This window comes from Epilithonimonas sp., from assembly GCF_036780765.1.
Classification (GTDB): Bacteria; Bacteroidota; Bacteroidia; order Flavobacteriales; family Weeksellaceae; genus Epilithonimonas.
In genome coordinates, this window is record NZ_DAIQCG010000013.1 from 1 (window position 1) to 13,215 (window position 13,215).

Consider the following 13,215-nt stretch of genomic DNA (forward strand, 5'->3'; position numbering starts at 1 on the left):
AAGGTCTGTTTTGATATAATCTTTAAGCCAATTATTAGAAATTTTCATTCTTTTTTATATTTGATTTTTTTGAACACCAAGTGTGCAAAGATTTAATTATTTATCGTCATAATGTCCCCAAGCAGAAAGCATAAGAACATTATCAGATTCTATTTCGTAAACCAAACGATGCTGTTTATTGATTTCACGAGACCAAGTTTCAATTTTTCGATGTTTGAGTTGTTCTGGCTTTCCAGTTCCAATTCTTGGATTTTCTAAACTTTCTGTAATAAGACGTTCTAGTTTTGACAGCAATTGTTTTTGTCCAGATTTTTTATATTTTCTCAAATCATCCAGAAATTTCTCAGTGTAACCAACAGAAAAACTCATAAAGAATCAAAAAGATTTTTGACATCATCTTTTGAGTTCAGCAATTTATCACTTTTGCTTTTCTTTGATTCATCAAGCATTTCGCCAAATTCTTTGCGAGAATACTTTATTTTTTCAGATGATTCAGAAGCATCTTCTTTTACCTTGAGTTTTTTGACACCAAGTGCTTTTAAAATTGTGCGGATTTTTTCAACTTCGGATTTATCCGCTTCAAATGTGAACGTTGTCATATTCCGTTGTTTTTATGTTAAAAAAAAGTTTTTAATTTAAACTAAAATTTGAGACTTGAATCATCAAATCTCAAATCTTATTATTTATAAAATTGATAAATAATCATTCATCAATTATCATTTATCACTTATAAACCGATCACAGGCATTGACAGCATCAGGATACTTTCGTTGTCTTCCAATCCGTCAACTGGCTCTACAATTCCTGGTCTGTTTGGTTGAGACATTTTCATAGTAATATCATCAGAACCTAAAACTGACAACATCTCTGTCAAGAATTTTGAACTGAAACCAATATTGATATCATCTCCATTATAATCGCAAGGAATCTGCATATCTGCTTTGTTTGCGTATTCTGTATCTTCTGCGTGAAGGTGAAGAACGTTCCCAGACAATTTGAATCTTACCTGATTTGTAGATTTGTTTGACATAATAGATGCTCTTCTGATAGAACTCAAAAGCAAACTTCTGTTGATTGTCAAAACGTTTGGATTTTCTTTCGGGATTACAGCGTTGTAATTTGGATATTTTCCGTCAATCAAACGACAAATCCAGATGTTATTTCCGAATGTGAATTTCGCCATATTATCGCTGAATTCAATCACAACATCTTCGTTGGAATTGTTCAGGATATTTTTGAAAATTGACAAAGGTTTCTTTGGCATAATGAATTCCAAAGTCTCTGGATGTATGATATCTGTTCTTTTGTAAACCACCAATCTGTGAGAATCTGTGGAAACAAAATTAGTTTCATCTTCTTTGAATTGGAATAAAACACCAGTCATCACAGGACGAAGAGAATCGTTACTTGTAGCAAAAAGTGTATTGTTAAGAGCCTCTGCCAAAACGCCTCCACCGATGGTTACTTTCTGAGATGCATCAAACTCCGGCAATTCCGGATAATCATCTGCATTGTCCAAAGCTACTGCAAAGTTGTCTTTCTCATCCAAAATTTCCAAAACGCTTCCGTTTCCGTCTTCGGAATCTTTAACTGCTAAAGTCAAAGGCTGTTCACCGTAAGTTTTCAAGAAATCCTGAAAAATCTTCCCCGGAACTGCTAATTTTCCTTTGTCATCCGACTTCACTTCAAGAGAAGTAATCAACGTCGTTTCACCGTCAGAAGCCGTAACTGTCAATAAGTTCTGGTCTAACTCGAAAAGAAAATTCTCCAAAATTGGTCTGGATTGTGAACCTGAAATCACGCCACTCACCGTCTGTAAAGCTTTTTGCAAATCGCCACTGGCAACAATAAATCTCATAAACTGTATTTATTTCAATTCCACAAATATAATGATTTCGGTTCGATTGTAAAAGTTGATTTTATTTAGTTATTAACAATTTTTGAATTGGAGTAAAATAAGTTTGAATAACTTTGTGAAAATTTGATTATTGCTGAATTTTTAAACACGCAAAGACTTAAAGAGATTATTTAAGTAGAATTTAAATTAATAATGAAAAAACCGCCATTTCATAAAAGTGTTCTGTTCACGTTTCGAGGAATTATTTGGATTTTGAAAAACGAAAGAAATTTCCAATTCCATATTCTAGGATTGATAATAAATCTTTTTTTGATTGTTTTGTTAAAACTATCAAAAATAGAAACAGCCTTAATTCTTCTTTGTTGTTTTTTTGTTTTGGTGACTGAAACTTTGAATACTTGTGTTGAAAAAATATGCGATTATATCCAGCCTAAGTTTGATTCCCGAATAGGAATTATTAAGGATTTGGCTGGTGGCGCTGTAATGTTGGCGACTATTTCTGCGATTTGCGTTGGAGTTTTGATTTATTGGCCTTATTTGAAATTGTTGTTTTATTGATTGTGAATAATTTAACACAAAGACACGAGGGTTTTTTCTTGATTTTTACAATGTTTTAAGGCACAAGGAAAATCAAAGATTTTTTTATTTAATGAAATTAAACTTTGTGCCTTAAATACCACAATAAATATAGATTCTTTGTGCATTTGTGTTTTTAATTCACGAACAAAGTCTGAATTTCAAAATTTACAGAAATTTTAATCACAACTTTTTACATAAAATCTTTACATTTGTTTTCAATATAATTCTAAAATGAGCAAAAAAAATGTAGCCGTTGTAATGGGCGGTTATTCTGATGAATACAAAGTTTCTTTGAAAAGTGGAGAACTGATTTTTGATTCGCTTGACCGTGAACTTTACGATGTTTACAAGGTTATAATCTTGAAAAATGAATGGTATTTGCTAGACGAAAAGGATAAAAAAAAATTCATCAACAAGGCAGATTTCTCTGTTAACATTGGCGATGGAGACCTCCTTAACTTCGATGTTTGTTTCAACACAATCCATGGCACACCTGGCGAAAACGGGATTATGCAAGCTTATTGGGATGCCATTGGACAAAAATACACCGGTTGCGATTTCTATCAAAGTGCATTGACCTTCAACAAAAAAGACACCTTATCTGTTTTATCAAAATACGGAATTCCTTCTGCAAAAAGTATTTATTTAAGAAATGGCGAGGAAATTTCTGATGACGAAATTGTTGAAAAATTAGGACTTCCGGTTTTTGTTAAACCCAATCAAAGTGGTTCTTCTCTTGGAATTTCTAAAGTGAAAGATAAAAACGAACTCAAAAACGCAATTGAATTTGCTTACAAAGAAGATGACGAAATCCTTATCGAAAGTGCTTTGATTGGAATGGAAGTTTCTGTTGGCGTTTTGGATTATCAGGGTGAAGTGATTGTTTTGGGAATTACGGAAATCGTTCCCGATAAAGAATTCTTCGATTACGAAGCTAAATATGAAGGTGCTTCTCAGGAAATCACCCCAGCAAGAATTGATGAAGAAACCAGAAAAAAAGTAGAAGAAATCTCTATCAAAGCTTACAAATCGCTTGGAATGAGTGGATTTTCTCGTTCGGAATTCATTATCGTTGATGGAATCCCGCACTTGTTGGAAATGAATACCAATCCAGGATTTTCGCCAGCGAGTATCCTTCCTCAACAAGCAAAAATCTACGGAATCTCTATCAAAGACCTTTGTGGGAACGAAGTAGAAAAAGCACTTAACAAATAATGACTAATTGTTAATTATCAATTATTAATAAATCTGAAAATAAATGAAAATTGCTGTTTTCCCAGGGTCATTTGACCCGATTACACTTGGTCATTATGATATCGTGGAACGTGCGGTTCCGCTGTTTGACAAAATCATCATCGCCATTGGAAAGAATTCTCAGAAAAAATATATGTTCTCCTTGGAACAACGTAAAGAATTCATCAAAAAAACTTTTGAAAAATTCCCGAATGTGGAAGTTGATGATTTTGAAGGTTTAACAATTGATTATTGTAAAAGCAAAGATGTGAATTTCATTTTGAGAGGACTTAGAAATCCAGCCGATTTTGAATTCGAAAAGTCTATTGCTCAAACGAACCGAGCTTTGACCAGAGAAAATACAGTTGAAACCATTTTCCTTTTGACCTCTTCTGGGAAATCCTACATCAGCAGTAGCATTGTGAGAGAAATCATTTCTTATGGTGGGAATTATGAGATTATGGTTCCGGATGCCGTGAGAGTTGAGAAAAAATAAATTTATAATTTTCTAAATACAAAAGGCGCTTGGTTAAGCGCCTTTTTTGTTTCAATATTTTAGTTTCTATTTTTAATTACCAAGAATCCCGTCAGCAATCTTCCGTCTGTTAAAATTATTTGATACCAATAGTTATCTGTCGGTAAAGGCCTGCCAGAGAACGTTCCGTCCCAAGAAAATTTTTCCTTTACCGTTTTCTGCAGAACTATTCTACCATTTTTATCTATCACACGGACTATAGTTCCCAGATAGTTTTCCAGATTTTCTATTTCCCAACTATCATTAACACCGTCCCCATTTGGCGTGATGATATTATTAATTTTGAAAATTATAAAATCCTTAACTGAAACTGCGCAAATATTAGATTTTTCTCTAACATATACTTTATAAACACCTGTAGGCAAATCTTTGTAAACATTAGAGTCTTGCCAACTATTTTGATTATTAAGTGAATATTCGTAAACAGAAGTTCCTTTTATAACGACAGTAGCATTAGCATTCTCGATACTTATCTTAGAAATCTCCGGACCCAATAAGCCTGGAATTTCATTAGAAGTAATATTAACCGTAATAGGGGTCCTCAAAACACTTTCGCAACCATTTACAGTTTGGGTAGCATAATAAGTAAAACTGTCCTGCAACGCTGTTGTAGCAGGAAGAGAAACTGTTGAAACTTTATCAGAATACCATTTGATAGCACTACCTGTAATATTAATATCTGAAAGTTTCGAATTTCTACTGATACAAAACAATTGTTTCAAATCGCCTGTTGGTGGCGATGTTGCCAATATTGACACCGTAACAGGAATACGATTACTTTCACATGTCGCTACAATCTGTGATGCAAAATAAGTTTTCCCATCAACCAATAATGTTGTAACTGGCAGTAACGAACCTCCCAAAGGAGAATCATACCACTTGACGGAAGTTCCTGTAATTTTTATTTCTGCAATTGTAGATTGATTTTGAATACAAAAATTCTGCTGGACAGCCGCTAAAGGAGTTGGCGTAGTATTGACATAGCTATTAATAACAACCTGAGTAGGATCTGAAATACAACCTATTGCATTTTTATATCTTACATTGTAGGTATTTGGAATCAAAGACTGATAAATGTTAGATGTAGACCAGGTAAGACCATCATCTATAGAATACTGAACACCCAAAGTATTAATAATGATTTCTCCGCTTGGATGATGACAATCTAATTGCTGCACTTTAACCACCGGCATAAGAGGTGTATCAATAGGTTTTTTTATCGTAACCAAAACAGCTACAGATTCGCAACCGGCAGAATTTTTTGTTTTCAATTGATAAGTACCCGGTGCTAATTGTCCTGAATTTGAATTAGGCGAATAAGTCATTCCATTATCAAAACTGTACATAGCAGATGGTGTTGAAATTGTAATATCACCAAACGGATTGGTACAAGACACTGGATTATTGACTGAATAGACTGGCAAAACTGGTGCATCAGGAGGAGAATCTATTGTAACACTAAGCGGCAAAGATGGACATCCGCTATTCGTGAGTTTTTGTCTTACTAGATAAGTTCCCGGCGCAAGTGTAACATTGGAGCTAGCAGACCAAGTTGCGCCGTCATCAAAACTATAAAAACCAGCTGGCGATATGACAGAAATACTTCCCGTACTTGCTGTACAGCCCAAAGGTTGTGTTATAGCAACCTGAGGTACACCCGGTGTAATTGGTTTATTATTAATAGTTACCATAGCCCCTAACGAAATACATCCCGCAGCATCCTTTATCATTAAATTGTATGTCCCCGGAGACAAGTTAGATTTTGTATCAGAAACTCCGAATGTCAATCCATTATCAAAGCTGAATTCTGCAGCGGCACTTGTAATTTTGATTTGACCTAATGCATTATTACAATCTGGATGGTTTACTGCAAAAAGAGGTGCCGGTAATGGTGCAGGAGTAGAAATAACCGCTGTTGCAACATTGGAGATACAACCACTTGCATTTTTAACTTTTACTTTATATGTTCCAGGTAATAATCCACTTTTGGTATTGCTGTAAGTAAACGTCAATCCATTGTCAAAACTATAGGTTGAAGCAGCACTTGTAACGGTAATGCTACCTGTAGCAACACTACAGGTTGGCGCAGTTACCAAAACATCCGGAGCCGCAATTGTTATTCCTGAATCCAGATTAACAATAGTTGTTTGAGAGTCACAGCTATAGGAATTGGTTTTGATTTTAATAATATATGTACCAGATCCCAAGTTGTTCTTGACCGGATTAGTTGTCCAGGAAGCACCATCATTAAAAGAATAACTGACTGCAGTTGTGTTAATTTTGATACTTCCGTCTGTACTATCGCACGCTGTTGGTTGTACCACAGATACTGCAGGAGCCGCAGCAATATTAGGAATGGAATTGATATTTGCGTAAGCAACTTGCGAAACACATCCAAAATTATTCTTAATTAACACATAATAAGAACCCGAATTCGCATCCGTTTTGATTGGATTGGTAACCCAAGTTGTACCATTATCAAAACTATAAAGATCCGCAATTGTATTTACAATAATAGTTCCTTTTGGTGAAGCACAAGTTGGCTGAATGGTCGTGACTTGTGGTGAGCTCAGGAAATATTTCTGAATATTCTCATTGGTCGCAGTAGAAATACAACCTGCCGAGTTTTTAATTTTAATACTATAATATCCCGGTGTTGGATTAAGCAATGTAGAACTTGTTCCCCAAGTTGCCCCATTATCAAAAGAATAAAAGGCCGCATTAGAGACTACTGTTATACTTCCGTTGTTGGTACATGTGGGCTGTACAACCTTTGTCATTGGTCTTGGAAGATAGTACGGCGCAATACTAACTGAAAATGATTCTGAAATACAGTTCTGCGCATTTTTAATAACAATATAATAATATCCGGAAGTTAAATTATTGAGGACAGGATTCGTAGTCCACGTATTTCCATTATCAAAACTGTATTGAGCTGCAGGAGTTGCTATCTTGATACTACCATTTAAACCACATTTAGGTTGGACAATTTCCACATCTGGTTTTGGAAGATAATATCTATTAAGCGTTAAATATCCGCTATAAAGATTGGAAGTACAATTCAAGTTATTTTTGATAGCAATATTGTATGATTTGGGTTGCAAATTCGAGAAAACAGGATTTGAGCTCCAAGTACTTCCTCCATCAATACTATAAAAGCTTGAGGGCGTAGTAATGGTTATACTGCCACCTACTCCACAAGATGGCTGAGTAAAAGTATAATCTGGATTATCAAGATAGAATTGCTTAAGATCAACAGAGGTGATATTGGATTTACAACTTCCGGTTTTAATTACAACATTATAATATCCAGAATTTAAATTATTAAAAACAGGACTCGCTGTCCAGGTGTAACCACCATCTATACTATAAGAATCTGCAACTGCATTAACAGTAATACTTCCTTTTGTACCGCAAGAAGGCTGAACAGTACTTACTGAAGGCGCAGCTAGATTTATCTCGTCCAAATACAAGCTGATATAATTAGAAGTACATCCTGCTTTTCTTACCATTAAACTATAATAACCTTTTGACAGGTTAGGAAAATCAGGATTTGTAGACCAAGAACTTCCCCCATTTACACTATACTGATCTGCAACTGAAGTAAATTTGACACTTCCCACTGTATTACCACAACTAGGACTTGTGGCAGTGTAAGTTGGATTTTCAAGATACGCCTGATTAAAAGATGCATAGCCGGCTTCTGACACACAATTCAGATTATTTTTAATCATTATATTATAACTGTAGCCTGACAAATTATTAAAAACAGGATTGGTAGTCCAGGTAGATCCGCCATTGATACTGTAATAATCTGCAACTGTTGTAATAGTAATACTTCCTTTTACAGTACAGGTTGGTTGTGTAACGGTGAAATTTGGCTTTGGTAGTTTTTGTTCATAAAGTGAAACATATTGGGCATCTGATTTACAACCCATACTATTTTTGACCATAATAAAATATGTTCCTGCGGGCAATATTTTGGAATTTGTTGTCACCCAAGTAACTCCACTATCGAAGCTATAAAAATCATGAACACTATTAATCGTTATTTTTCCATTTACACCACAACCAGGATCCTCTTTTGTATAGATTGGATACGGAAGTCTTGCCGGATTCAGTGTAATTGTTTGTACCTGCGAAATACAATTGGCTGCATTTTTAATTTTAATTCTATAAGTTCCAGCCGGCAACTCTGCCAAATTACTTGTGGTCCAAGTAACGCCGTTATCAAAACTGTATTGCGCAGCTTCTGTCTTTATATAAATAGTTCCGTCTGTTCCGCACTCTGGCTGGATAACTTCATATTCCGGAGATTGAGCTTCAAACTTGTTGACATAGATTGTCTTATAGTAGGAAATACATCCCAAATAATTTTTAACGCCAATGGAGTAATTCCCTGCAGCAACATTATTCAGAACGTTGGAAGTTCCCCAAGTCGTACCACCATCGAAGGTATAAAAATCTGACGGGGTATCAATTGTAATACTCCCCAGAACAGAGCAAGCAGGACTCACCAAAGTATACTCTGCATTACCTAATGTTTGACTTTCTATTAGCACAACCTGCGGATTGGATATACAGCCTGCAGTATCTTTTGTTCTTACAATATATTTACCAGGTTGTAACTTGTCTGCAACAGGATTATTGCCCCAGGTTACACCATTATCAAAACTATAATATGCCGCCCCTGTAGTTACAGTAATTGTCGCAGTATCTCCACAAAATCTCGGTTGAGTAGGATAAGCACTAGGATATGGCAATAATGACTGTACAATATCCACTTCTTGAGCATAAGAAATACAACCTTTGACGGTTTTAATTTTTATAAAATATTTTCCCGGATAGAGATTAGCTTTTGTTCCATTTGTAGTCCACGATACGCCATTGTCAAAACTATATTCTGATGCCGGAGATGTAACCTTGATGGTTCCGGATGACACAAAACAAGAAGGCTGGGTTACGGATAATGTTGGAGAAACAGCAGTTACACTTGGTTCGATACTAACACTTGCAGTGCTGCTGCAACCATAACTATCTATTACGGTTACACTGTAAACTCCAACGTCTGTAACGGTGATTTTTTGTGTGGTAAGATTATTATGACTCCACAAATAAGAACTTCCCGCTGGAGCTGTAAGCTCTGTACTCCCAGAACAAACATTCAGAATTCCCGTTATGTTGGCAGTAGGATTTCTAACTTCCAGGGAAGCAGGAATGATTTTGTAACAGCTTGGATCTCTGGAAACTCTAACATAAATTGTAGTTGTACCAGAAGAATAATTTGTAAAACCAGATATCGCATTACTATTATTGAAAGCATCACTATAATTTTTGAAATAGGTAAAACTAAGTCCCGAAGTGGAGTTTACGATTTCACTATCCAAATCGGTAAGATTAAAATTTTCTATACCATCTTGGCCGATATCACACTTATTAAGTTTAGCTGTCACCACCGGTATATTACAAGAAGATGAGCAATTGAGAAAACTAATATCCCACCCTTCATTAGCATCACTATCGGAAGCATTGGAAAAGAAATTACCACCTCCACAGGAACTTCCTTGGATGTCATAATTAATATCTACACCTACATTATAATTCGCTTGAGTTATATTGGGGATATCGGTATTATTAAGAACAAAATTGAATTTTTTGTTGACATTATCTATTATTGCAGCCTGAGTGGTATGAACAACTGTTCCAGCATCATTAGAAAGTTTCAGTGTAATATTTTTTACAGAAGCTGTTACGCCACCAGAATTAGGTAAAGTAAAAACTCCGGAAACATTGATTGGTAAAGTGGGACAAACAGCATTCAAAGGATCCAAAGTAATACTTCCCACAAAACTCTCATCAGAATGCAAAAGACAAATATCATCTACATAAGCATAACCAAAATGCCCTCCCAATCCACATCTGGATGCCATAAACTCAACAGTAAATTCCTCATTATTCGGAATAGAAGAGATATCAAGCAAACCTGACTGCCAATTTGCGGTATAAAGCGTCACATAACCGTAACCACCATCTGGAACTTTTGTAAAAATGCAATTCTTCTCATCTCCTACCAAACAAAACTCACTTACTACTACGTTTGATTTATTTAAAATCCTGGCTTTGAAAAATGCCTGATTATCGGTATGACTGTTATCATAAACACTTTGCAAAATAGCTTTGTAATTGAATTTTAAAAAATTTTCATTGTTTGTTTTAAATCTTTTACCTTGAACAATAGATCCGTAGGTACTGGAATTAGTATGATTGATTTTCAAAGCATATTGGTCAAATGCCTTAATATCTCCCATATATTGATCTATGAGGTTGGATGGCACTGTGGTCGCCATCAGATTATTTGCAGAAGGACTGTATTGCTCTATATAAGAGTCTGCTTTATTGGAAATAGATCTACACTGCGTTGGCCCTGGTGGATCACCTATTGTATGCAAGAAATTTTTAAGATAATTGTTACCTCCGACAGTTTCTATTTGTTCAAAACCACCATTGGAACACATCTCTACAAGGACTGGTGTAGCAGCTTTTTTTAATTTTTGATTTTCCAAAAAGACCTTACTGGTACGGTCTTTTAAGAAATTTTCTTTAAGTTTTTTATCTGTAATAATTTTTCCAGCTTTATCTTCAACAATTCCGTTACTCAGGTAATTAAGATTATCATTTTGCTGAGCATTAAAAAATGACATTGTAAATAAGACAAAAAGGAAATAAGACTTTTTCATGCAATAAGTATTATGGAAATAAGTTTGCACAAAAGTATTCTTTTTTAAGAAAACTTTAACAAATAATTTTCAAATTAATGCATAAAAAAAACCGCCTATAAATAAGCGGTTTTAAGTGGTTTCTCCAGGAATCGAACCAGGGACACACGGATTTTCAATCCGTTGCTCTACCAACTGAGCTAAGAAACCAAAACTTGTTTGATTCGTTGATGTAACGTTTACATCTATTTTTTTTAATCGTTTAAATAACGACTTTTTGTGGTTTCTCCAGGAATCGAACCAGGGACACACGGATTTTCAATCCGTTGCTCTACCAACTGAGCTAAGAAACCATCACTCATTTTGTTTTGAGTGGTGCAAAAGTATAGCCTTTCTCGTTATAATGCAAATTATATCAAGATTTCTTTACACTTTTTATTTAAAATCATTGATTATCAGAAGATTTTTTTTCGGTTTGAGCTTTGAAAAAATCACTTAATTCTTCCAAAACCGGTTTGATCGTATCTTCTGGAAGATCACTAATCCTGATATACATCAAACCATCAATCGCATCATTGAAGTTTGGATCTACGTTGAACGCTATCATTTTCGCATTTTGTTTGATGTATTTTTTGATCAAAACAGGCAATCTCAATTCTGGTTCAAGATCGTCTATGATTTTATCCAATTTATTAAGATCAGCATCCATATCTTCAAAGAACAATGCTTTGTCGCGCTCTTTCATCACAACCTTAAATTCATTTTTCGGATGGATGTATTGTGCAACAGCAGAGTCATAATAATGAGATCGCATAAACTCTATCATCAATGATTTTGAAAATTCTGAGAACTTATTACTGATACTCACGCCTCCCATCAGGAATTTATGCTCAGGATTCCTTAGGCAAACGTGAACAATTCCGCGCCAAAGTAAGAATAAGGGAAATGGTTTTTGCTGATATTCTATGGAAATATAAGCTCTTCCCATTTCTATCACTTTTCGGAAAAATGGTTGCAATTCTGGGTCATACTCAAAAAGTGAACTGGTGTAGAATCCTCCAATTCCGTATTTTTTCATTACCTCAGAACCCAAAGCCATTCTGTACGCACCGACCAATTTTTTTCCCGCATTATCCCAAAGAAAAAGGTGATGATAATGATTGTCATATTCATCCAAATCAAAAGGAAGATTCGTTCCTTCTCCAATGGCTCGGAATGTCAATTCTCTCTGGCGTCCGATTTCCCTCATTATAGAAGGAATTTCTTCGGATTTTGTAAAGAAAACATCATAATCTCCGTGTGAAAAAAGCTTCTTATTTTCAGTAACTTTTAGCTTTTCTATTTCATTAATAATATCCTCAACAGGCGTTTCGTCTATGATATTCTGTACGATATTATTTTGTTTCTGAAGCGGATTTTTAAGTGCCATATTGGGCAACTTTAGCTTTTCTGTAATGCTTTTTCGTCTTTCATAATAAGACTTCAGCATATAAACTTTGTTATAAAGATAATCACCTAATTCCTCGATGGTTTCTTCTTCTTCCATCTGTTTCACAGAGATAGGTTTACCAATTCTAACTCTAATTGGTTTATCTCTTTTACGCATCATTTCTGTTGGTAACATCAAGGTTTGTAAATCCGGATGCAACTTCGAAACATTGTAAAACATTTTACTATTAGTGGCGTGGAAATACATCGGAATTACCGGAACTTTGGCTTTTTTAATAATCTTCAAAGCTGTTTTTCCCCAAGGCCTATCCAATATTTCTCCGTATTCATTATTTTTATTGGAAACTTCGCCAGCTGGAAAAATCCCTAGACATCCACCTTCTGACAAATGTGTGAAAGTTTCTCTCATCCCACTAGAACTATTGAAAGCATCTTTCCTGCCTTCAAAAGGATTGACCGAGATGACGAAAGGTTCCATTGGTTTAATTTTCGATAAAAGGAAATTCCCCATCACTTTGAAATCTGGACGTACGCGTAAAAGAATTTTACACATCAAAATCCCGTCTAAAGCACCCAACGGATGATTAGAAACAATGATGAAAGGTCCTGTTTTTGGAATTTTTGCCAGATCTTCTTCGAATACAATATAACTGAGTTCCTGCTCTTTGATAAACTCATCAAAAAACTGCACACCTTTGGTATGAATCAGCTTGTTATAAAGCGCGTTGACTTCATTTATTTTAGTAAGATGCATAATCGCCGAGGCAACCGGTCTCTTGAGAAAACCAATCTTGTCGAGTCCCGCGGCTTTTATCAAATCTTCTTTTGAAATTAAACTCATAGTG

At 35.1% G+C, this 13,215-nt stretch carries 8 protein-coding genes and 2 tRNA genes; 3 read left to right on the forward strand and 7 right to left on the reverse strand.

Annotation, left to right across the window (positions count from 1 at the left end; all coding sequences use genetic code 11):
- Positions 1-96: 96 nt before the first annotated feature.
- From V7P73_RS13475 to dnaN, 3 genes are all read right to left on the reverse strand, one after another.
- Complete coding sequence (locus V7P73_RS13475) at positions 97-369, reverse strand: Txe/YoeB family addiction module toxin (protein WP_333854483.1); 273 nt, start codon at positions 367-369, stop codon at positions 97-99.
- Positions 366-599, reverse strand: coding sequence for a hypothetical protein (locus V7P73_RS13480; protein ID WP_333854485.1), 234 nt, complete (start codon positions 597-599; stop codon positions 366-368). Before V7P73_RS13480 ends, V7P73_RS13475 begins: the two co-directional genes overlap by 4 nt.
- A gap of 128 nt (positions 600-727) precedes the next feature.
- Positions 728-1,858, reverse strand: a complete 1,131-nt coding sequence (gene dnaN / locus V7P73_RS13485) for a DNA polymerase III subunit beta (RefSeq protein WP_333854487.1) — start codon at positions 1,856-1,858, stop codon at positions 728-730.
- Between the two features lie 192 nt (positions 1,859-2,050).
- Here dnaN and V7P73_RS13490 point away from each other — a divergent pair, with 192 nt between their 5' ends.
- From V7P73_RS13490 to coaD, 3 genes are all read left to right on the forward strand, one after another.
- Positions 2,051-2,416 (forward strand): diacylglycerol kinase family protein, encoded by a 366-nt coding sequence (locus V7P73_RS13490; RefSeq protein ID WP_333854489.1) that lies wholly within the window; start codon positions 2,051-2,053, stop codon positions 2,414-2,416.
- A 252-nt stretch (positions 2,417-2,668) separates the two neighbouring features.
- Positions 2,669-3,652, forward strand: coding sequence for a D-alanine--D-alanine ligase (locus tag V7P73_RS13495; RefSeq protein ID WP_333854491.1), 984 nt, complete (start codon positions 2,669-2,671; stop codon positions 3,650-3,652).
- Positions 3,653-3,695: 43 nt separating this feature from the next.
- On the forward strand, positions 3,696-4,166 hold the full coding sequence (coaD, locus tag V7P73_RS13500) for a pantetheine-phosphate adenylyltransferase (protein WP_333854493.1): 471 nt from the start codon (positions 3,696-3,698) through the stop codon (positions 4,164-4,166).
- Between the two features lie 59 nt (positions 4,167-4,225).
- Here the strand turns inward: coaD and V7P73_RS13505 are convergent, their stop codons facing one another.
- The 4 genes from V7P73_RS13505 to V7P73_RS13520 form a co-directional block, all read right to left on the reverse strand.
- Positions 4,226-10,906 (reverse strand): T9SS type B sorting domain-containing protein, encoded by a 6,681-nt coding sequence (locus V7P73_RS13505; protein ID WP_333854495.1) that lies wholly within the window; start codon positions 10,904-10,906, stop codon positions 4,226-4,228.
- 152 nt (positions 10,907-11,058) lie between these two features.
- Positions 11,059-11,131 (reverse strand) — tRNA-Phe (locus V7P73_RS13510).
- 70 nt (positions 11,132-11,201) lie between these two features.
- Positions 11,202-11,274: transfer RNA gene (locus tag V7P73_RS13515), tRNA-Phe, on the reverse strand.
- Between the two features lie 92 nt (positions 11,275-11,366).
- A complete protein-coding gene (locus V7P73_RS13520; RefSeq protein ID WP_333854497.1) occupies positions 11,367-13,211 on the reverse strand; it encodes a lysophospholipid acyltransferase family protein in 1,845 nt (614 codons plus the stop codon).
- Positions 13,212-13,215: the final 4 nt, after the last annotated feature.

What these genes read in the sequence shown, in the direction of transcription:
- V7P73_RS13475 (WP_333854483.1), bottom strand. Translation starts at nt 369, where the DNA reads ATGAGTTTTTCTGTTGGTTACACTGAGAAATTTCTGGATGATTTGAGA.
- V7P73_RS13480 (WP_333854485.1), bottom strand. Translation starts at nt 599, where the DNA reads ATGACAACGTTCACATTTGAAGCGGATAAATCCGAAGTTGAAAAAATC.
- dnaN (WP_333854487.1), bottom strand. Translation starts at nt 1,858, where the DNA reads ATGAGATTTATTGTTGCCAGTGGCGATTTGCAAAAAGCTTTACAGACG.
- V7P73_RS13490 (WP_333854489.1), top strand. Translation starts at nt 2,051, where the DNA reads ATGAAAAAACCGCCATTTCATAAAAGTGTTCTGTTCACGTTTCGAGGA.
- V7P73_RS13495 (WP_333854491.1), top strand. Translation starts at nt 2,669, where the DNA reads ATGAGCAAAAAAAATGTAGCCGTTGTAATGGGCGGTTATTCTGATGAA.
- coaD (WP_333854493.1), top strand. Translation starts at nt 3,696, where the DNA reads ATGAAAATTGCTGTTTTCCCAGGGTCATTTGACCCGATTACACTTGGT.
- V7P73_RS13505 (WP_333854495.1), bottom strand. Translation starts at nt 10,906, where the DNA reads ATGTCATTTTTTAATGCTCAGCAAAATGATAATCTTAATTACCTGAGT.
- V7P73_RS13520 (WP_333854497.1), bottom strand. Translation starts at nt 13,211, where the DNA reads ATGAGTTTAATTTCAAAAGAAGATTTGATAAAAGCCGCGGGACTCGAC.